Origin of the sequence: Providencia sp. PROV003, from assembly GCF_045040775.1 — a bacterium.
Taxonomy (GTDB): Bacteria; Pseudomonadota; Gammaproteobacteria; order Enterobacterales; family Enterobacteriaceae; genus Providencia; species Providencia huashanensis.
In genome coordinates this window covers 1145345-1166355 of sequence record NZ_CP096369.1, presented here as the reverse complement: position 1 = coordinate 1166355, position 21011 = coordinate 1145345, and the positions used below count along the sequence as shown (strand labels likewise).

Genomic DNA, 21011 nt, shown 5'->3' with positions numbered 1-21011 from the left:
CGATGAGTTATCTTGCCAAAAAAACACCTTATTGGTCTGATCCTATATCAATTTTTGCCCATGTCACCCATATTTATTTTTAACAAAATGGATAGTTTCTATTGGTGGCTTTTACCACAAATCATGATCAATAAATAACCAAAAATGACTTAATATCCAGATTTATGAAACGGGTCTCATTTTATTCTTTAGTGCCCTAACTCACAAAAAAGTCACTCACTAATTCAGTCACCCACAGCCTTAATTAACGAATACTGATATCCATTAACAATTTCTCTGCTCTAAATCAAAATCTATAACAGTTCCCTTGACTAGAATGTCCGTTGTTAAATTTTATACAGGGATAGGCCAATGGAATTACTCTGCCCAGCAGGGAATTTGCCTGCGTTGAAAGCCGCTGTCGATAACGGCGCAGATGCTGTTTATATTGGGTTAAAAAACGATACCAATGCGCGCCACTTCGCAGGGCTCAATTTCACTGAAAAAAAGCTGCATGAAGCAGAGCGCTACATTCATAACCATAATCGCAAATTGCATATTGCGATTAACACATTTGCACACCCTACCGGTTATGAACGTTGGCAAAACTCCGTCGATCTTGCTGCGGATTTAGGGGCTGATGCGTTAATCTTAGCCGATATCGCGATGTTAGAGTATGCAGCAAACAAGTACCCGCATATCGAAAGACACGTATCGGTTCAGGCTTCAGCCACCAATACAGAAGCGATCCGCTTCTATCAGCGAAACTTTCAAGTACATCGTGTTGTCCTTCCACGCGTTTTATCTATTCATCAAGTAAAACAACTCGCTAGAAATAGCCCTGTGCCGCTTGAAGTGTTTGCTTTTGGTAGTTTATGCATCATGGCTGAAGGCCGTTGTTATTTATCTTCCTACTTAACGGGCGAATCACCAAACACCGTAGGCGCTTGCTCACCAGCTCGTTTTGTTCGTTGGCAGCAAACAGAAAATGGTATGGAGTCTCGCCTGAATGACGTCTTAATCGACCGCTACCAAGAACATGAAAATGCAGGCTACCCTACTTTGTGTAAGGGGCGTTACCTTGTCGATGGTCAAAAATACCACGTCCTAGAAGAACCAACTAGCCTCAACACGATTGAACTGTTACCAGAACTCATGGCCGCTAGTATTGCTTCGGTTAAGATTGAAGGCCGCCAGCGCAGCCCTGCTTATGTCACGGAGGTAACACGGATTTGGCGCCAAGCGATTGACCGTTACAAAGCCAACCCTGATAACTTCACCACCGACCCTAAATGGCTAAAAGTATTAGGTGGGCTTTCAGAAGGCAGCCAGACGACTTTGGGTGCTTATCATCGCAAGTGGCAGTAATTGAAAAGGTAAATATTATGCAGTACTCATTAGGATCGGTTCTTTATTACTGGCCAAAACACACATTAAGTGAATTTTATCAGTGCGCAATCGAAAGTGAAGCCGATATTATCTACCTTGGAGAAACGGTTTGCAGTAAGCGCCGAGAAATGAAACCCAATGATTGGATAGAGCTCGCCCAACAACTGGCCAAGAGCGGCAAACAAATTGTTCTGAGTACCCTTGCCCTTCTTCAAGCCCCTTCCGAACTTAAAGAAATCAGCAAGTTAGTTGATAATGGTGAGTTTCTCGTTGAAGCCCATGATTTTGGTGTGGTCAACATGTTAGTCGAAAGAAACCTTCCTTTTGTCGCTGGGCACGGGTTAAATTGCTATAACGCACAAACTTTAAATATTTTATTACGCCAAGGTATGACGCGCTGGTGTATGCCTGTAGAGCTATCTCGTGATTGGCTAATTAATTTGCTCAATCAATGTGATGATATTGGTATCCACGGTAAATTTGAGGTGGAAGTGATGAGCTACGGTCATTTACCTCTGGCCTACTCTGCCCGCTGTTTTACGGCTCGTTCAGAAAATCGGCAAAAAGACGAATGTGAGACTTGCTGTATTAACTACCCCCAAGGGCGCAAGGTTCTTTCTCAAGAACAGCAGCAAGTATTTACCTTAAATGGTATTCAAACACTCAGTGGCGCTTGCTATAACCTCGGCAATGACCTGTATTCAATGCATGACCTTGTGGATATTGTGCGCATTTCACCTGAAGGCATTGAGACCCTTGAGGTAATCAAGCAGTTTAAAGCCAATGAAAATGGGGAGATCCCGTTGAATATTATCAACCAAAATTGCAATGGTTACTGGCGACAAATTGCAGGGTTGTCGATGGTGCCTTAAGCCTATTACCCACCTCATAACCACCTATCCTCAGTGTAATGCAAATGCATTGCACAATGCATTTACATTACACTGAGGATAGACTGGAAATTTTTGAAGTAAATAAAATGATTGATATAAACCCAAGCACTGTTTCTTTACGTGCAAAATCCCGCCTTACCGAACGCAGTCAAACAACTATCCCTGCGGCCATATATGATGCTTTATACTTACAACCTGGTGAAATAATTGAATATTCGCTATTAGCAGATGGTAATGTCATTATTTCTAGGCAAACAAACGCCCATGAGAACCCTATAGTTTCTCAATTTCCTAGAAAAAGATATGAAAGAAAATCCACGACACCTTTATCCTGTGCCTGTAGCATTATGGAATAAGGTCAATGAACTTACTGCGGATATCGACATTGATTTAGATGCACCACTTACTGATAGTTAATCATGGAGTCACAGGGAATGTTAGAAATTAACGGATGGAAAATTTTTTTCACTCATGTTTCTTAGAACAGTTAGTTGCATTAGTCAGTACAGTACAAACCTTAAAAAAATCTGCCCCAATAGGCTATAAAAAGAAAGCTCCCACAAAATTACTCGCTACAATTAATAAAGTGATAACAGAACGAATTGCAGTCAACCCACTTGACCCAATTTTTTACCAAGGTAATACCTTAGGAACAAAACACAAACATTGGTTTCGGGCTAAATTTTTACAGCAGTTCTGTTTATTCTTTCGTTGCAGTGAAAAAGATAAAATCATCATTATTAGTTGGGTAAATGATTTCAGTACATTACGTTCATATAGTTCCAAAAATGATGCCTATCAAGTATTTGCCTCAATGCTAAGCCCTCCTGATGACTGGGAAACCTTAAGCCAAGAAGCAAAAATGGCAACAAAAGCCGTTGTTCCTAACTCAGCCATAGGTTTCCTACTCAAAAATAACGATTAATGCCGATGCCTACGCCAACGGTTAAACATATAGCTAATATGGCGTAACTCTCCATCTCTTAGCATGCCAATAAACACACCAATAACCGTATAAATTACACCAAGTGTTAGCATCATAACGATATCCATCAACACCTCACTAAACGGCAATCCCATTTGGTTAAGGCCTGCCATGGCGTTTGTGGCCCATGTTGATGGCAATGCTGAAGCAATCATACGTACCCAATCTGGCATCGCTTGTAATGGCCAAATAGTGCCTGACATATAAAACACTGGCGTAGTGATAAACGCTAACGTTAAATAGATCATTTCAACACTGCGCAAGCATTCTGTTACCAACTTGCCTAGGCCAATAACCGCTAATAGGAACGGGAAGGTAAATATCCAAATTAAGTACAGCGGTGCTTCTTGCCGGAAGCCCAATACCCATGGCCAAAGTGCAAAAAAGACCGTAGATAAAAACAACCAAATGGGTATTAACGCAGATAATGCTCCCAAATAAACGGCTAAAGGCGGTTTACCTTTCGGTGTTGAACGGATCGCAATACTGACGCGCACACAAGCGATCAACAAGGAGTGCTGTAACAACATCACCAATAAACCTGGGAAAACAATGGCCGCAAAGCTGACTCCGGGGTTATACAACGGCTCAGTTTCACTGCGGACTGGGGTAATGATAACTTTGGCTTGTTCTTTGCTATAACCTGCTTTTGTTAGTAATTGCGTATTATAAGCGTTTAAAAGAGTTTGATATGCTTTTGAAAGCTCTTGTTGAATTTGGCCGCTAGCGAGGCGGTTAGTCGCATCACCATAGACAGGGACAGTAATGCTTTTACCACTTAGTAAATGCTGCTGAAAATCGGTTGGAATGATAATTATCGCAAATAATTTTCTAGCGATCATATCCTGACGAGCCTGCGCAAGGTTATCATAACCATGCAATTGTACTTTTGGCGTCGCGTCTAAATCACGGATTAGTTCGCGGCTAGCAGTGCTATGGTCCATATCGATCACGGCAACAGGCAAATCCCATAAAACAGGTTTTGCATAGACCAAACTCATCACGCACAATGAGACTAAAAGTAGTAGCCACATCGGCTTTTCTAACATACCCAGTAGCACTTTACGGAAAGTCGCAAAATAGACCGCCATTAAACTTCCCCTCCTTGAGTTGCAAGCCGCTTAACCAAGCGTTTACGAACTAAAAAGGCAATTACGACAGGGTAAATTAATAAAAACAAACAAACTTCTACAATTCGACCAAACGAAATTTCCCGTAAGAAAATATCGAACATTGCATTAAGTGTATGCGTAAGGGGTTCAATATTAGAAATAATTCGCGCGGGTAAAATCATCGATAATTCAGGCACAGCCATTCCTGAGAACGCTAAAGCGATACTCACTAGCATCCCTATTAAGCTATAAGCCATAATAGCACTAGAGGTAAAGCTAAATAGTAATACCCCAATACTTTGTGCCGCTATCACATAAAAGAAGCCTACCACCAGCATATACAATGGGTTACCCACCACTTTAGCATCAAAAATGGTCACGAGTGCAGCAAGTTCAATTGCCAACAATGTCGTGAAAAATAACGTATATGGGGCCATCTTCCCTAATAGGGCAGTAGCGAAAGGTTTAACGCTTTGTAAAGTGCTCCCTCGCGACATAGTATAAATAGTCGCTGTGACGACAAACAGCTGTAACATATGAATAGTCGCAGCAAACTGCTGGTAATAAATATAACTACCACTCGGATTGAACAAGCTGTCATAAGAAAGTGTCACTTGCGCCAACGGCGGTAGTGCTTTTCCCATCGACCTCGCCAGTTCTTGGCGATACTTTGCATTTAGCTCCGCAACTAAGCCGCTAAAGTCTTGAATTGCATAACTTCCCGATGCGTAAAATAAAGCGTTGTAGTACATACGCAGTTCAGGTTGGCGCCCTCTTAACACATCCTCTTCAAAATCATGGGGGATGTACAGTAATGCATAATCTTTTGAGCTGCCTAATCTTTTTAAGGATGTATTCAGATTGTCATCGATAGTTTTTACATCTGCGTGAGGGCCTGAATTCAAGTCGCGAATAATTTGCCGAGATACTGGACTATGGTTGTCATCTACCACTGACACAGGCAAATCCATCAGCGTTCCTTCTGAAAAGTTAGAACTCACCAACGTAAACAACATCAATGGAAACAACCAGCTCAACCAGTGAAAAACAGGGCTACGGATAGCCATTTTAGTTTCACGGCTAAAAGCATGCTCGAAGCCTTGCCAAGCGAACTTTAATTTCATGGCAACACCTTTTACTTATCCCAGTGCCATAGCACACTCATACCGGGCCGCAGCCCATCAATTGGCTCTAATGGATATAAACGAATTTCAAACGTTTTTAAATCAAAGTCACCAGTTGCACGGGTTGCACGCTTTGTTGCGTAATCACCTTTTGGTGCAATATAACGAACCTCAGCCTCAATCACCTTATTGCCTAATGCGGGCACATCAAGTTGAACTTTATCGCCTTTTTTCACATTGACTAAAATATCTTCTCTCAAGTTATAAATGAAATAAGCCTGAGGTAAGCGAATTAATGAAATTAACGGGCTGCCTGCATTGAATAGTTCACCTATTTCTGCTGGGATAGGGCCGACTTCACCGTCAACAGGCGCTCTAACTTGTAGGTCATCAACCTGTACTTGTAGCTCTGTAAGTTTTTGTTCTGCTTGATTCAGAGCTGCTTCGTATTGTTTTCGTAACTCAACACGATCCCCATTCTGCCCCTCTTCTAACCGAGCTTTTGCACCTTGTACTTGAGAATATGCAACATCTTTAGCTTTACGGGCATTATCAAGTTCATTTGCTGAAACATACCCTTTGCTTTTTAAATTACTCAAACGCGCATATTCGCGAGAAGCATTTTGATATTGTGAGTTTGCTTGCGCTAATGTGGCTTTAAGGTCCCGAATAGTCTCTGCTCGGGTCCCGTTAATCGATTGTTCGAGCTGAGCTTTTGCTTGGTCCCTTGCCGCTTTTGAGGCTTCGTATTGCGCTTGCAACTCAGGGCTTTCTAATGTTAATAAAAGCTGCCCTTGTTTGACATCGTCCCCACGCTCGACATGGCGTTCAACCACTCGCCCCTTCGCTTTTGAGGTGACAATAACTTCAGGTGCATCCACTTCTCCCTGCAACAATAAATATTGATTATGGGAATGAAAAAGTGCAGCTGCTGCTATTAAAATGAGCATCAGCAAAATCAGTACTATTGTTCTTTTTTTCATTATTTATGTGAACCTTAAATAATAACGGGGGAAACTATCATCCCTAGAGTATGACAAGAAAATTAAATACAGCGTTAATAAATTCGTGCGCAAGATCACGAAAAGGTAGGGCATTGTCTAATATTGAATCGATTTTTTTCTTATGTCAAATAATGATGAATGTCCTTTACTCAAATGTCGATTACTTAACCAATGACTTACGGTATAATCACTCGCCAAATAAAGACTAAAATAGACGCTAAAGTGAATAACTCCCGCAATGCAAAATATAACGAGCCATGTTCTAAATAGTTCACATTGTGGGTAGGCGACAAGAGAAGACATCTTGGGGAGCATACATCAGTATATGACCCAAAGAGCTGAACGTAGTCAACATCCCATAACGTGCACATGACGAGCCATGCTCTAAATAATTCGCATTGTGGGTAGGCGACGAGGAAACGAGGCCCTAGGAGCATACAGTAGTATGTGACTAGAGCGAGATGACAAAGTCAACACCCCATAACGTGCACATGACGAGCCATGCTCTAAATAGTTCGCATTGTGGGTAGGCGACGAGGAAACGAGACCCTAGGAGCATACAGTAGTATGTGACTAGGGTGAGATGACAAAGTCAACACCCCATAACGTGCACATGACGAGCCATGCTCTAAATAGTTCGCATTGTGGGTAGGCGACGAGGAAACGAGACCCTAGGAGCATACAGTAGTATGTGACTAGGGCGAGATGACAAAGTCAACCCCCCATAACGTGCACATGACGAGCCATGCTCTAAATAGTTCGCATTGTGGGTAGGCGACGAGGAAACGAGACCCTAGAAGCATACAGTAGTATGTGACTAGGGCGAGATGACAAAGTCAACATCCCATAACGTGCACATGACGAGCCATGCTCTAAATAGTTCGCATTGTGGGTAGGCGACGAGGAAACGAGACCCTAGGAGCATACAGTAGTATGTGACTAGGGCGAGATGACAAAGTCAACACCCCCACAATGTGAAATATGACGAGCATGTACGAATTTGATTTAATATTACTCCTACTCCAGCAAATGTGCGTCTACCTTGTTATCGCATGGGCGCTCAGCCGCACCCCACTCGTCATTCCCTTATTGAAAGTCACTATCCGCTTACCCCACAAGGTGATGTGCTACCTGATTTTTTCCGTATTTTGTATTATCGGGACATATTTTGGCTTACATATCAATGATTCCATTGCCAATACTCGGGCAATTGGTGCGGTATTAGGTGGGCTACTTGGCGGCCCTGCTGTCGGGTTTGCCGTTGGTTTTACTGGCGGAATACACCGTTATTCATTAGGAGGGATGAGTGCATTTGCTTGCATGGTTTCGACCATTGTCGAGGGGCTCATTGGTGGCTTAGTCCATCGTTACTATATGAAACGTGGCGAAATTAATAAAATTTTTAACCCAGTTACTGCCAGTTGTGCGACTTTTGTAGCTGAAGTCCTACAAATGCTGATTATTCTATTACTTGCGCGCCCTTTCGATGAAGCCCTTGAGCTGGTGAGAAGTATTGTCGCACCGATGTTAGTCGCGAACACCATTGGTGCAGCCATGTTTATTCGTATTTTACTCGACCGACGCGCAATTGTTGAAAAATACACTACCGCTTTTTCCGCACAGGCCCTTAAAATTGCCTTAACGACCGAAGGTATTCTACGTAAAGGCTTTAATGCGGATAACAGCATGAAAGTTGCCAAAATTATTTACCAAGAACTGGAAATTGGAGCTGTTGCCATTACCGATCGCGAAAAAATACTCGCCTTTATTGGTATTGGGGCAGACCACCACCGACCTGGAACACCAATCTCATCGACACAATCAAGACAAGCCATTGATAATAATGAGGTTGTCTATGCCGATGGGAATGAAACACCGTATAAATGTTCCCTCAGCCCAACTTGTAAACTTGGCTCGGCACTCGTCATTCCCCTACGAGGCGAAAATGACCGAGTGATTGGGACCATAAAACTCTATGAAGCCAAAAATAGCCTATTTAGCTCAATCAACCGTACATTAGGTGAAGGGATTGCCAGCTTGTTTTCAGCTCAAATTTTGGCAGGGCAATACGAACGCAATAAACAATCGCTGCTACAATCGGAAGTAAAATTGCTCCATGCCCAAGTAAACCCTCATTTTTTATTTAATGTACTCAACACGTTGCAGGCCGTGATCCGCAAAGACAGCCAACAAGCGGGGCAATTAGTGCAATATATTTCGACCTTTTTCCGTAATAACTTAAAACGTCCGGAACAAAATGCCACTTTGGGAGAAGAAATTGAACATATCAATGCTTACTTACAAATAGAAAAAGCTCGTTTTCAAGAAAACTTACAGATTTACATCGACATTCCAGAGGAAGTTAAACATGTTGAACTCCCTGCATTTACCTTACAACCTCTTGTTGAAAACGCAATTAAACACGGCACCTCACAGTTATTAGAGACGGGATATATTACAATACGTAGTTATATCGGTAGCGAACACGTCTATATTGAAATTGAAGACAACGCAGGGCTCTACCAATCTGCGAAGCAAAGTGATGGCTTAGGGATGGGCTTGGTCGATAAACGTTTGCGTTTAAAATATGGCGAACAATACGGCATTAGCGTAGAGCATGAGTCAGAAAAATTCACACGAATGAAAATCCGCCTACCGTATTTGGCGGCACCATAATAATGATAATGTAACCCTATGAATGTATTAATTGTTGATGATGAACCACTTGCGCGGGAAAACGTCCGTTGCCTCCTCGAAGAACACGATGATATTGAAATCATTGGCGAATGTGCCAATGCGATAGAAGCTATTGGGATAATCCATAAAAAAAAGCCTGATGTGGTCTTTCTCGATATCCAAATGCCGCGCCTAACTGGCCTTGAAATGGTGCGCATGTTAGATCCTGAAGACCGCCCCTATATTGTCTTTCTAACCGCTTTTAATGAATTTGCTATTCAGGCTTTTGAAGAACATGCTTTTGATTATTTATTAAAACCCCTTGAACCAGAAAGATTGGAGAAAACATTAAGCCGGCTCCGTCAAGGTAAACAAAAACAAAACCTTGAGCTACTGGGTAATAATGAACCACTTAAATTTATTCCGTGTACTGGTCATAGCCGTATTTATTTGATGAAACTCGATGAAGTATTGTATGCAACTTCTCGTTTGAGTGGCGTCTACGTCATGAGTACACAAGGGCAAGAAGGCTTTACTGAACTCACATTACGCACCTTAGAAACTCGTACACCGCTAGTGCGCTGCCATCGCCAATACTTAGTCAATATGACCCAATTAAATGAAATTTTATTTGGCGATAGTGGGCAAGCCGAGTTAGTACTTAGCTCTGGCGAACGCATCCCCGTTAGCCGCCGTTACCTCAAACCACTAAAAGAGGCATTGGGTTTAGTCTAAATGGCTCTTCGACTTCTCACACATGCACTTGGTGTATAAATTAATAATAAATTTGTACATCAAAACAATTTTTCTATAAACAGAAACATAAGTTCAAAAAACACACAATACGTTATTCTGTATTCCGTGTTGTGTGTTCACCATTTATAGGAACAAAATATATCTAATACAATGTCGCAAAAAGCAGCACGTGAAGGCCTTGGTAACCCTGAGCTCTTTAAGAGGGGCGTTTTTGTAACAAAAAATGGGCAGTCTGAGCTTTTTATTCAAACTAGTGTGGAACGTGAAATAGAGCTAAAAGAAAGAGAGCGCCAAGCAAATGCACTACTAAAATTGGTGATGGCAGCAAAAGATGATGTTAAAAATAAAAGAACCTTATCACCAGAAGAAGCGCTAGAAAAATTACGTGCAGCAAGAAAATAATGAAAGGAAATTGTGATGGAACAACCATATACGGTCACCCTCGCAGAAACTGCATTATGGTCACTACAGGATGTAGAATCGTTTAAAAATCAATTTTATGAGTAGTATTCAAGCTGCAGCGTTTGTTGATGAGCTACTTCTATCATCCGTAAAAGCAATATCAGAAGATCCTAAACCTTATCGCCCAAATCAAATGTTAGCCAATAATGGTCTACTTATTCGAGAGTGAATCGATATAACTAGCCAATATCGCTGTTTATATGAATTTGATAAGCAAACAAATAACGTCGTTATCCTACTTTTTATTAGCACAGCACAAGATTTAGAAAAAACGCTTTATCGCCACTATATACTTAAATAAAAATGACTAATAAAAAAACCCGCACTTCAAAGTACGGGTTTCGTTTTATTGGGATTAAACTCCCCAAAACCTAGCTATTACGCGTTATGGCTGCTGCTACGACGACGAGGTGCCGCATTAGTGCCATCTTGGCGAGGTGCTGCATTGCCACGGTTACCACCGCCACGGCGTTCACCACCACCGTTGCTACGACGCTCACCACCACGGTCATTGCGACGACCTGCACCGAAACCTCCCTCGCTACCACCTTCACGACGAGGACCACCACGACGCTCACCACCGCCACGACGCTCAAACGGTTGTGCATCACCAATCAGTTGCATTTGCATTGGTTTATTTAATACACGTGCACGGCTTAAGTGAGTTAACACTTCGCTTGGCATACCTTTTGGTAACTCGATGGTTGAGTGAGTACCAAACAGTTTGATATTACCAATATAACGGCTACTGATGTCCGCTTCGTTAGCAATCGCACCAACAATATGACGAACTTCCACACCGTCATCGCGACCAACTTCGATACGATACATTTCCATATCGCCAACATCACGGCGCTCACGACGACCGCCACGCTCCCCACGCTCTGCACGGTCAAAACCATTACCATTGCTATTGCGGTCACGACGGTCACCACGGCGATCATCACGGTCGTTGAATTCACGACGCGGACGACGAGGTGCATCTGGTGGTAGGATCAGGGCGCGTTCGCCTTGAGCCATTTTCAGTAACGCTGCTGCTAGAGTTTCCATATCAACATCTTCTGATGGAGACATTTTCGCTAACAGTGAACGATATTGGTCTAAATCGCTGCTTTCTAATTGTTGCTGGATTTTTTCAGCAAATTTTTCCTGACGACGTTGACTTAACAAATCTGCATTTGGCAGTTCAACTTCAGGAATAGTCAGTTTCATCGTACGTTCAACGTTACGTAACAGGCGACGCTCACGGTTCTCAACGAACAGTAAGGCACGGCCCGCACGACCTGCACGGCCAGTACGACCAATACGGTGAACATAAGACTCAGCATCCATAGGGATATCATAGTTAACGACTAAGCTAATACGCTCAACGTCTAAACCACGAGCTGCCACGTCAGTTGCAATCAAGATATCTAAACGACCATCTTTCAGGCGCTCTAATGTCTGCTCACGCAGAGCTTGGTTCATGTCACCATTCAGCGCTGCGCTGTTATAGCCGTTACGCTCTAATGCTTCTGCGACTTCTAATGTTGCATTTTTAGTACGGACGAAAATAATCGCCGCATCAAAATCTTCTGCTTCTAAGAAACGAACCAACGCTTCATTTTTACGCATACCGTAAACAGTCCAGTAGCTTTGAGCAATGTCAGGACGTGTGGTAATGCTTGCCTGAATACGAATCTCTTTAGGTTCTTTCATAAAGCGACGCGTAATACGGCGAATTGGCTCAGGCATTGTCGCAGAGAACAATGCGGTTTGGTGCTCTGCTGGAATTTGGCCCATGATGTTTTCAACATCTTCAATAAAGCCCATTCGTAGCATTTCATCAGCTTCGTCTAAGACTAAGCCTTTTAATTTAGAAAGATCTAAAGTACCACGCTTCAGATGGTCAAGAAGACGGCCAGGTGTACCCACAACGATTTGTGGACCTTGGCGTAACGCGCGCAATTGCACGTCATAACGTTGGCCACCGTATAGAGCAACGACGTTAACGCGGCTCATATGTTTAGAGAAATCGCTCATCGCTTCAGCTACCTGAACAGCCAACTCACGAGTTGGTGCCAGAACTAAAATTTGCGGAGCTTTTAAATCTGGGTCAATGTTTTGCAGTAATGGCAAACTAAATGCAGCGGTTTTACCACTACCGGTTTGTGCCATACCTAATACATCGTTACCATCCATTAACAATGGAATACATTGTTGCTGGATTGGTGATGGTTTTTCGTATCCCAGGTCGTTCAGTGCTGTCAAAATAGATGCTGATAAACCTAAATCAGCAAAAGAAATATCGGTCTCAGTAGTCATGTAAAGGTGCCTCATACATAATGGCAGCCAGTTTACATAACCATGCGAAAATCATTTCGGTCATTTTCATTTAAAATGTGAACTGGCTCAAATTGTGTTTATTAAACGAACAAATAGGCCGTCACCCCGAGGGATGATGACTTAAAAATTAATCATGAAATGTTCGTCAGCTATTGCTGGCCCGATTCTAAAAGGTCGTCTTGTTCTTGGCCTAACAGCGCCAATTCCAACAATGCATAGCGGTGTTCAACAAAGCTGTGAGCGTTGTTAGCTACCGTCAGTTTGAATAACGCAACTGCGCTATTCTTATCCCCCAGACTTAGGTAATGCTTACCTAAATAGAAGTTAGTTTCACTGAGATGCTCAGCGAGCGAAGTGTTATCCGTAGACGTTTCTTTCAAACGCTCCATCAATGTTGTTTCATTGATATTGCCAAGATAGAATTCTACGATATTCCAGCCCCATTGCCCTTTCTCCGCTTGGTTGTAACGAGCAGCAAGATTATCTTGTGCCGTACGCGGGTCTATGTCTTTTTCTACAAGATAAAGCCATAAAACACGAAAAGGATCATTTGGATCTATCTGATAATACGCCAGCAGATCATCCTGCGCTAGTTTGTACCGTTCACCGTAATATAAAGCGATGCCACGATTCATCCGCGCGAAATTGTAAGTTGGATCAAGCTCTAAAACAGAATCAAACGCTTCATAGGCAGCATCATAGTTCCCTGCCTGCGTAAAATATATCCCTAAAAAATTAAAAACTTCAGGAATATCAGGACGTATGGCTAACGCAGTTGAAAAATCATTACGCGCCAGCGCCCTTAAACCTAGACTATCATACAACACACCGCGCTCATATAAAAGCTGTGCGTATTCGTCATCGGTTAAAGACCGGCTCGCAAGGATTTGTTCCATACGAGCCAATATCACTTCTTGTTGCAATGAAGGTTGAAGTGGAACGGCAAAAACCTCGTTCTTTCGCCAATCTTTGCTGCTACATCCAATAATAACAAAAAAGATAAGCGCCAAGAGCACACGCGGTAACGTGCGATAATCTCTTACCCGAAGACAGATACTGTTCAACATACTCCGCCCTTACATTACCACGCATTTACAACAAATTATGGTTTCAGCAAATTTAGGCTGATAGCGCTCTAAACAAATAGAGCGCAGCTAGGTCAACTTATTCTGCTGAGTCCTGAGGTTGCGAACTTGGTTCCTCAGTTGCTACCGCTTCTTTCATGCTAAGGCGGATACGGCCTTGACGGTCGATTTCTAATACCTTAACTGGGACTTCTTGACCCATTTGCAGATAATCAGTCACTTTCTCAACACGCTTATCTGCGATTTGAGAAATGTGTACTAGACCTTCTTTACCGCCACCAATAGCAACGAATGCACCAAAGTCAACGATACGAGTCACTTTACCTGGGTAAATACGACCAACTTCAACTTCAGCAGTAATATCTTCAATACGGCGAATGGCTTCTTTCGCCTTAATACCATCAGTTGCAGCAATTTTCACTGTACCATCATCTTCGATTTCAATCGTAGTGCCTGTTTCTTCCGTTAATGCACGGATGACAGAACCACCTTTACCGATGACATCTTTAATTTTGTCTGGATTGATACGAATCGTATAGATACGTGGTGCAAATTCAGAGATTTCTTCGCGAGGACCATTAATAGCTTGTTCCATCGTCCCCAAGATGTGCAAACGTGCGCCTTTCGCTTGGTTCAGAGCAACCTGCATAATTTCGCTGGTAATCCCTTCGATTTTGATATCCATTTGCAGTGCACTGATACCATCACGGCTACCGGCAACTTTAAAGTCCATATCACCTAAGTGGTCTTCATCACCTAAAATGTCAGATAGGACAACAAAATCGTCACCTTCTTTCACCAGCCCCATTGCAATACCAGCAACAGCAGCTTTAATTGGCACACCTGCATCCATTAATGCGAGTGAAGCGCCACAGACAGAAGCCATAGATGATGAACCGTTAGATTCAGTAATTTCAGATACAACACGGACAGTATATGGGAAATCTGCGTGATCTGGCATTACAGCTAACACACCACGTTTCGCTAAACGACCATGACCAATTTCACGACGTTTCGGTGAACCTACCATACCAGTTTCACCAACAGAGTATGGAGGGAAGTTATAATGGAATAAGAAACGGTCAGTGTATTCGCCCATTAACTGGTCGATAACCTGTGCATCACGCTCTGTACCTAAAGTTGCAGTTACCAGTGCCTGAGTTTCACCACGTGTGAACAATGCAGACCCATGAGTACGTGGCAGAACACCGGTACGCACATCAAGTGCACGAACCATGTCTTTTTCACGACCGTCAATACGAGGTTCACCACGGATAACACGGCTACGTACAACTTGTTTTTCTAAGTTACCTAAAATATCAGCAACTTCAGAAACATCAACGTTTTCATCTTCAGCGACTAATGTAGCAATGACTTCATCTTTGATTAAATCAACTTGCGCGTAACGTTCTTGTTTCTCAGTAATGCGGTAAGCATCACCCATACGGCTTTCTGCTAATGCCGCAATGCGGTCATTTAATGCTTGGTTAACTGGCTCTGGCTGCCAATCCCATTTTTCTTTACCTGCTTCTTTGACCAACTCATTGATGTTTTGAATAACAATTTGTTGTTGGTCGTGGCCAAATACGACCGCACCTAACATTTGTTCTTCGCTTAACAAGTCAGCTTCAGATTCAACCATTAAGACCGCGTTATTGGTACCTGCAACCACTAAATCTAAACGGCTGTTTTTCAGCTCATCAGCTGTTGGGTTAAGAACATATTGGTCATTGATAAAACCAACACGAGCAGCACCGATTGGGCCATTAAATGGCGTGCCAGACAGCGCAAGAGCTGCAGATGCACCGATCATCGCAACGATGTCAGGGTTAACTTGTGGGTTAACAGACACAACTGTAGCAATGATTTGAATTTCGTTTAAAAAACCTTCTGGGAACAGAGGGCGCAGTGGACGGTCAATTAAGCGTGCGATTAACGTTTCGCCTTCACCAGGACGACCTTCACGACGGAAGAAACTCCCTGGGATACGGCCTGCTGCGTATGTACGTTCTTGATAGTTAACAGTTAAAGGGAAGAAATCTTGACCTTCTTTAACTTTCTTCTGAGCAACCGCAGTAACAAATACCGCAGTGTCATCCATGTTAACCATAACAGCGGCTGTCGCTTGACGCGCCATCATTCCCGTTTCAATCGTAACGGTATGTTGACCATATTGGAATTTACGAACAATAGGATTTAACACAATATTACCCTTTTTGTAAGGCTATCTGAGCATCTCGGATAGCATTGACTTATTCTTCCTACAGCCTCGCGACTAATGAGAAGATTGATATTCAAGTCATCAATGTTCTCATTAGCCGCGCGAATCGGATGTAGCGAAGAGGCATTATTAAAACAACTAATTACAAACCATAGCTTAACATTTAAGTTAAGAACAATTCGAGTATTACTTCAACTTTCAAAATAACTTTTAGAAGAAAAGGGGCCTGTGGCCCCTTTTCTCTGAAACTGACTCTACTCGTCATACTTCAAGTTGCAACGTTGTTGACTACACTCACTCGTACTAGTCACATACTGATGTACATTCCTAGCCACTCACTCATTGGTCGCCTAGCCGCAACTGGAATTATCTAGAGTAAGATTAGCGGCGCAGACCTAAACGCTCAATCAGAGCAGTGTAGCGTGCGATATCTTTACCTTTCAAGTAAGCTTGTAAGCGACGGCGTTGTGCAACCATACGCAACAGACCACGACGGCTGTGGTGATCTTTTTTGTGCTCTGCAAAGTGGCTTTGCAGATGGTTGATTTGTGCAGTCAGCAGAGCGATTTGTACTTCGCTTGAACCAGTGTCATTTTCACCGCGGCCGAACTCAGCAACGATTTTAGCTTTCGCTTCATTACTTAGAGACATAATAAACTCCAAAATGATTAATGTAAGTGATGAGAGCCAATCTCTAATTTAGCATCTCAAGATTAAGCGCCGCTATTCTACGCTGCTTATAACAGCAAAGCAATAAGCGCCACTATGCGGATTGTTCATTTTCCACAACCAAACGCTTTGGTGCCACACGGCCATCTTCGCTAATCAGAGCAATACCGATAAAACGCTGCTCTTCACCGCAAGTCACTCGGACCATGTCCCCTTCAATGAGACCTTCAACATTCGCCCTAACAGGTTGACCCTGTTTAAAGTAAGCCGCTGTTTCTTCAGTTATATTGATAGCTGGAAAATGAACAACTGCGGTATCCATTGGCAATAACAAGCTATCCAGTAATGATTCAAAAGAACCTTCTCCTGCATCTACTTGTGCCCGCAAAGCGGCTAATTGCTCTAATGTTACCATGCGCTCATATGGGTAATTAGCGACTTGAATACGCCGTAGATAAATCACATGAGCGCCACAGCCTAACATTTCGCCTAAATCATCAACAATAGTACGAATATAAGTCCCTTTCGAGCAATGAATTTCCAGTTCTAACTCATTATTTTCTAAACGAATAAACTGTAGTTCATACACAGTAATTGGACGAGCTTCACGCTCAACCGTAATCCCTTTACGTGCATATTCATACAATGGACGACCTTGGTGTTTTAATGCGGAATACATCGAAGGTACTTGCAGTGTATCGCCTCGGAAAAACGCTAAGGCGTCATCTAACTGTTGCGGCGTAAACTCAACGTTACGCTCGCTGATGATTTCGCCATGAGAATCCGATGTATCAGTACGTTGACCTAAACGAGCTACTACACGATAACGCTTATCTGAATCGAGTAAAAATTGGGAAAACTTCGTTGCTTCACCAAGGCAAACGGGCAACATACCTGTTGCTAACGGATCAAGCGCCCCTGTATGCCCAGCTTTATTAGCATTAAAAAAGCGCCGCACTTTTTGCAGCGCATCATTAGAAGAAATATCCGTAGGTTTATCCAGCAGCACTACACCGTCGATATCACGGCCGCTACGACGACGCCCCATTATTTTTCCTCTTTATCATCTGCATCAGCACGACGTTTTTCATCATCGCGAATGACATTCGAAACGAGGTTAGACATACGCATACCATCAACCAAAGAACTATCATAAGAGAATGTCAGTTCAGGAATAACACGTAAGCGCATGGCTTTACCTAATAAAGAACGAATAAAACCTGAAGCTTCATTCAGCGCTTTAATGCCTTCTTTTACCATATCAGACTCATGTTCTTCATGAGAGATATTTAAAAACGTAACGAATACTTTACCGTATGCCAAGTCCCTAGACAGTTCAACACCAGAAACCGTTGCCATACCAATGCGAGGATCCTTCACTTCACGTTGCAAAATGATTGCAATTTCTTTTTGCATTTCTTGTGCAACGCGCTGAGAACGACTGAATTCTCTTGCCATTGTTCTATCTCCTGACAAATTGGGGGGCTAAGCCCCCCAATGGAAAATAAAGTATGAAGATATTTACCCGATTCGCTTTATAACAAAGTGATATTACGGGTATCTATAAAATTAACCGTCGATCGAACGCTTAACTTCAATAACTTCGAAGACTTCAATCATATCGCCGACACGAACATCGTTGTAGTTCTTAACACCGATACCACATTCCATGCCGTTACGAACTTCAGCAACATCATCTTTAAAGCGACGCAGAGACTCTAACTCACCTTCGTAGATAACCACGTTGTCACGCAGTACACGAATTGGGTTATTACGCTTGATGGTACCTTCTGTAACCATACAACCTGCAACAGCACCAAATTTCGGTGATTTAAATACATCGCGGACTTCTGCAAGACCAATGATTTGTTGTTTGTATTCAGGTGCCAACATACCGCTCATTGCTTGTTTGATTTCATCAATCAAGCTATAGATAACGGAATAGTAACGTAAATCAACGCTTTCACTTTCAATGACACGACGCGCAGATGCATCTGCACGGACGTTAAAGCCAAGAATGATAGCATTTGATGCCGCTGCCAATGTTGCATCTGTCTCAGTGATACCACCAACGCCAGAACCGATGATTTTAATTTTAACTTCATCAGTTGACAGTTTCATCAGAGAGTCAGTGATCGCTTCACAAGTACCTTGAACGTCAGTTTTCAGCACGATATTCAGTTCAGAAACTTTACCTTCTTCCATGTTCGCAAACATATTTTCCAGTTTAGATTTCTGCTGGCGCGCTAATTTAACATCGCGGAATTTACCTTGACGATATAGAGCAACTTCACGGGCTTTTTTCTCATCACGAACTACTGTCGCTTCATCACCAGCAGATGGGACGCTTGATAGCCCCAAAATTTCAACTGGCATAGAAGGGCCTGCAGATTGAACTTCTTTACCTAATTCGTTACGCATTGCACGAATACGGCCATATTCAAACCCACATAAGACGATATCGCCTTTGTTCAGTGTACCTTCTTGAACTAAGATAGTTGCCACTGGGCCACGACCTTTGTCTAAGTAGGATTCAACAACAACACCGCTTGCCATTCCTGCATAAACTGCTTTCAGTTCTAAAACCTCAGCTTGCAGTAAGATAGCATCCAGTAGGTCATCAATACCTGTACCTTTCTTAGCTGATACGCTAATGAACTGAGTATCACCACCCCAATCTTCGGAAATAACACCGTATTGAGATAACTCATTTCTGACGCGGTCTGGATCAGCTTCTGGCTTATCGATTTTGTTGACTGCAACCACAATTGGTACACCCGCTGCTTTCGCATGCTGAATAGCTTCAATTGTTTGTGGCATAACACCATCATCGGCAGCAACAACAAGGATAACGATATCCGTTGCTTGTGCTCCACGAGCACGCATAGAGGTAAACGCGGCGTGACCTGGGGTATCTAAGAAGGTAATCATACCTTTATCGGTCTGTACGTGGTACGCACCGATATGCTGAGTAATACCACCGGCTTCACCTGATGCCACTTTCGTTGAACGAATGTAGTCAAGTAAAGACGTTTTACCATGGTCAACGTGACCCATAATAGTAACAACTGGTGCGCGTGGTTCTTGTAATGCAGAGCCTGTATCACGGTCATTCATTACCGCTTCTTCTAGCTCATTTTCACGACGCAGAATAACTTTGTGACCCATTTCTTCTGCAACAAGCTGTGCAGTTTCTTGGTCAATCACTTGGTTGATAGTCGCCATAGCGCCCATCTTCATCATTGTTTTGATGACTTGAGAGCCTTTAACCGCCATTTTATTAGCAAGTTCGCCTACAGTGATCGTTTCACCAATGATAACATCGCGGTTTACCGCAGCAGCTGGCTTAGTAAAGCTTTGCTGTAAGGAACTGCCTTTACGTTGTTTACCTTTAGTACGACCTGAACGACCTGCTGCACGCTCTTCTTCGCGATCAGCTTTCTCTGAAAGCTTGTTACCTTTTTTCTGGCGAGGTGCTTTAGCGGTACGGTTACGAGAACGACGGCCTTCTTCTTTCGCATCATTTTCATCTTCAGCGGCACGAGCGTGCGTAGAAGTGGTTGTATGATAATCGCTGTCTTCTTCAGTTTTAGTTTCAGCCGTCCATTTTTCGCCATTTTCTTCAGCCATTTTACGGGCTTCTTCAGCAACACGACGCGCTTCTGCTTCAACTTTACGTTGAGTTTCTTCTTCAGCTTTGCGTTTTAGCTCTGCAGCTTCAGCTTCACGGCGTTGTTTGTCGGCATTAGTTTCAGACGATTTGCCTGCTTTTTGATGATTTTCGCTTGGTTTCACTTTTTCTCTTTCCGCTGCTTCGCGCGTAGCTTTATCTGCTGCTTCACGTTTTGCTTTATCTTCGGCATCACGTTTTGCGTTTGCTTCTGCTTCGCGTTTTGCAGCTTCTTCTGCTAATCGCTTAGCTTGTGCTTCACGTTGTGCCAGTTCTTCAGCTTCGCGCTGTGCCTGCTCTTCCGCTTCACGCTGTGCCTGCTCTTCCGCTTTCGCTTCTTCAGCGTCACGGTTCACATAAGTGCGTTTTTTGCGGACTTCAACATTTACCGATTTGCTTTTGCCACCGGTGACCGGAACACTCAACGTACTACGAGTTTTACGTTGTAGTGTTAACTTACTTGGCTGACCCGCCGCCCCGCCTTGTTCGCGGTTTAGGTGGTTCAGTAAAGCTTCTTTTTCTGACTGGCTAACAGAGTCATTCTCACTTTTTTTGATCCCTGCTTCAGCAAATTGCTGTACCAGGCGATCAACTGTGATTTGAATTTCCGTTGCCAATGTTTTTACAGTTTCTGTCATGCCGTTCCTTCCTGCTACAGTGT

17 protein-coding genes and 1 pseudogene are annotated in these 21011 nt (G+C 43.0%); 8 read left to right on the top strand and 10 right to left on the bottom strand.

Features of this window, described 5'->3' with window-relative positions; all coding sequences use genetic code 11:
* The first annotated feature begins 351 nt into the window (after positions 1-351).
* From M1F14_RS05285 to M1F14_RS05270, 4 genes and pseudogenes are all read left to right on the top strand, one after another.
* Entirely contained in the window at positions 352-1347 is a 996-nt protein-coding gene (locus tag M1F14_RS05285; RefSeq protein ID WP_042845728.1) for a peptidase U32 family protein, read from the top strand.
* 17 nt (positions 1348-1364) lie between these two features.
* Positions 1365-2240: a U32 family peptidase gene (locus tag M1F14_RS05280; protein WP_042845730.1), complete on the top strand. Its 876-nt coding sequence runs from the start codon at positions 1365-1367 to the stop codon at positions 2238-2240.
* 38 nt (positions 2241-2278) lie between these two features.
* A pseudogene (locus tag M1F14_RS05275) lies at positions 2279-2678 on the top strand (type II toxin-antitoxin system PrlF family antitoxin).
* 34 nt (positions 2679-2712) lie between these two features.
* Positions 2713-3186, top strand: coding sequence for a type II toxin-antitoxin system YhaV family toxin (locus M1F14_RS05270; protein WP_405127779.1), 474 nt, complete (start codon positions 2713-2715; stop codon positions 3184-3186).
* Here M1F14_RS05270 and M1F14_RS05265 read toward each other — a convergent pair.
* The 3 genes from M1F14_RS05265 to M1F14_RS05255 are packed head-to-tail and all read right to left on the bottom strand — an operon-like array spanning position 3183 to position 6465.
* Complete coding sequence (locus M1F14_RS05265; RefSeq protein WP_042845731.1) at positions 3183-4337, bottom strand: ABC transporter permease; 1155 nt, start codon at positions 4335-4337, stop codon at positions 3183-3185. The genes M1F14_RS05270 and M1F14_RS05265 overlap by 4 nt on opposite strands.
* Entirely contained in the window at positions 4337-5482 is a 1146-nt protein-coding gene (locus tag M1F14_RS05260; protein WP_042845732.1) for an ABC transporter permease, read from the bottom strand. The genes M1F14_RS05265 and M1F14_RS05260 overlap by 1 nt, the downstream gene beginning before the upstream one ends.
* Positions 5483-5493: 11 nt before the next feature.
* Positions 5494-6465, bottom strand: a complete 972-nt coding sequence (locus tag M1F14_RS05255) for an HlyD family secretion protein (protein ID WP_042845733.1) — start codon at positions 6463-6465, stop codon at positions 5494-5496.
* A 1011-nt stretch (positions 6466-7476) separates the two neighbouring features.
* Between M1F14_RS05255 and M1F14_RS05250 the strand changes: the two genes are divergently transcribed.
* From M1F14_RS05250 to M1F14_RS05235, 4 genes are all read left to right on the top strand, one after another.
* Positions 7477-9162: a sensor histidine kinase gene (locus M1F14_RS05250; RefSeq protein WP_181468821.1), complete on the top strand. Its 1686-nt coding sequence runs from the start codon at positions 7477-7479 to the stop codon at positions 9160-9162.
* A gap of 18 nt (positions 9163-9180) precedes the next feature.
* A complete protein-coding gene (gene btsR / locus M1F14_RS05245; RefSeq protein ID WP_042845734.1) occupies positions 9181-9897 on the top strand; it encodes a two-component system response regulator BtsR in 717 nt (238 codons plus the stop codon).
* A 159-nt stretch (positions 9898-10056) separates the two neighbouring features.
* On the top strand, positions 10057-10320 hold the full coding sequence (locus tag M1F14_RS05240; RefSeq protein WP_181469353.1) for a hypothetical protein: 264 nt from the start codon (positions 10057-10059) through the stop codon (positions 10318-10320).
* Between the two features lie 97 nt (positions 10321-10417).
* On the top strand, positions 10418-10549 hold the full coding sequence (locus M1F14_RS05235; RefSeq protein ID WP_257786023.1) for a hypothetical protein: 132 nt from the start codon (positions 10418-10420) through the stop codon (positions 10547-10549).
* A 209-nt stretch (positions 10550-10758) separates the two neighbouring features.
* On the opposite strand, the gene M1F14_RS05230 is transcribed toward M1F14_RS05235, so the two are convergent.
* From M1F14_RS05230 to infB, 7 genes are all read right to left on the bottom strand, one after another.
* Positions 10759-12684, bottom strand: a complete 1926-nt coding sequence (locus M1F14_RS05230; protein WP_048605850.1) for a DEAD/DEAH family ATP-dependent RNA helicase — start codon at positions 12682-12684, stop codon at positions 10759-10761.
* 170 nt (positions 12685-12854) lie between these two features.
* Positions 12855-13772, bottom strand: coding sequence for a lipoprotein NlpI (nlpI, locus tag M1F14_RS05225; protein WP_225833090.1), 918 nt, complete (start codon positions 13770-13772; stop codon positions 12855-12857).
* 97 nt (positions 13773-13869) lie between these two features.
* Positions 13870-15993 carry a polyribonucleotide nucleotidyltransferase gene (pnp, locus tag M1F14_RS05220; protein ID WP_048605846.1) on the bottom strand — a complete coding sequence of 708 codons (2124 nt, stop codon included), beginning with the start codon at positions 15991-15993 and terminating at the stop codon, positions 13870-13872.
* 399 nt (positions 15994-16392) lie between these two features.
* Entirely contained in the window at positions 16393-16662 is a 270-nt protein-coding gene (rpsO, locus tag M1F14_RS05215) for a 30S ribosomal protein S15 (RefSeq protein WP_004905890.1), read from the bottom strand.
* Positions 16663-16774: 112 nt separating this feature from the next.
* Positions 16775-17728: a tRNA pseudouridine(55) synthase TruB gene (truB, locus tag M1F14_RS05210; protein ID WP_042845737.1), complete on the bottom strand. Its 954-nt coding sequence runs from the start codon at positions 17726-17728 to the stop codon at positions 16775-16777.
* Positions 17728-18138 (bottom strand): 30S ribosome-binding factor RbfA, encoded by a 411-nt coding sequence (rbfA, locus tag M1F14_RS05205; RefSeq protein ID WP_042845738.1) that lies wholly within the window; start codon positions 18136-18138, stop codon positions 17728-17730. The genes truB and rbfA overlap by 1 nt, the downstream gene beginning before the upstream one ends.
* Positions 18139-18249: 111 nt before the next feature.
* On the bottom strand, positions 18250-20988 hold the full coding sequence (gene infB / locus M1F14_RS05200) for a translation initiation factor IF-2 (RefSeq protein ID WP_042845740.1): 2739 nt from the start codon (positions 20986-20988) through the stop codon (positions 18250-18252).
* Positions 20989-21011 lie beyond the last annotated feature (23 nt).

Excerpts from the sequence above, each read along its gene's own strand:
- M1F14_RS05285 (WP_042845728.1), top strand. The coding sequence starts at position 352 with ATGGAATTACTCTGCCCAGCAGGGAATTTGCCTGCGTTGAAAGCCGCT.
- M1F14_RS05280 (WP_042845730.1), top strand. The coding sequence starts at position 1,365 with ATGCAGTACTCATTAGGATCGGTTCTTTATTACTGGCCAAAACACACA.
- M1F14_RS05270 (WP_405127779.1), top strand. The coding sequence starts at position 2,713 with ATGGAAAATTTTTTTCACTCATGTTTCTTAGAACAGTTAGTTGCATTA.
- M1F14_RS05265 (WP_042845731.1), bottom strand. The coding sequence starts at position 4,337 with ATGGCGGTCTATTTTGCGACTTTCCGTAAAGTGCTACTGGGTATGTTA.
- M1F14_RS05260 (WP_042845732.1), bottom strand. The coding sequence starts at position 5,482 with ATGAAATTAAAGTTCGCTTGGCAAGGCTTCGAGCATGCTTTTAGCCGT.
- M1F14_RS05255 (WP_042845733.1), bottom strand. The coding sequence starts at position 6,465 with ATGAAAAAAAGAACAATAGTACTGATTTTGCTGATGCTCATTTTAATA.
- M1F14_RS05250 (WP_181468821.1), top strand. The coding sequence starts at position 7,477 with ATGTACGAATTTGATTTAATATTACTCCTACTCCAGCAAATGTGCGTC.
- btsR (WP_042845734.1), top strand. The coding sequence starts at position 9,181 with ATGAATGTATTAATTGTTGATGATGAACCACTTGCGCGGGAAAACGTC.
- M1F14_RS05235 (WP_257786023.1), top strand. The coding sequence starts at position 10,418 with ATGAGTAGTATTCAAGCTGCAGCGTTTGTTGATGAGCTACTTCTATCA.
- M1F14_RS05230 (WP_048605850.1), bottom strand. The coding sequence starts at position 12,684 with ATGACTACTGAGACCGATATTTCTTTTGCTGATTTAGGTTTATCAGCA.
- nlpI (WP_225833090.1), bottom strand. The coding sequence starts at position 13,772 with ATGTTGAACAGTATCTGTCTTCGGGTAAGAGATTATCGCACGTTACCG.
- rpsO (WP_004905890.1), bottom strand. The coding sequence starts at position 16,662 with ATGTCTCTAAGTAATGAAGCGAAAGCTAAAATCGTTGCTGAGTTCGGC.
- truB (WP_042845737.1), bottom strand. The coding sequence starts at position 17,728 with ATGGGGCGTCGTCGTAGCGGCCGTGATATCGACGGTGTAGTGCTGCTG.
- rbfA (WP_042845738.1), bottom strand. The coding sequence starts at position 18,138 with ATGGCAAGAGAATTCAGTCGTTCTCAGCGCGTTGCACAAGAAATGCAA.
- infB (WP_042845740.1), bottom strand. The coding sequence starts at position 20,988 with ATGACAGAAACTGTAAAAACATTGGCAACGGAAATTCAAATCACAGTT.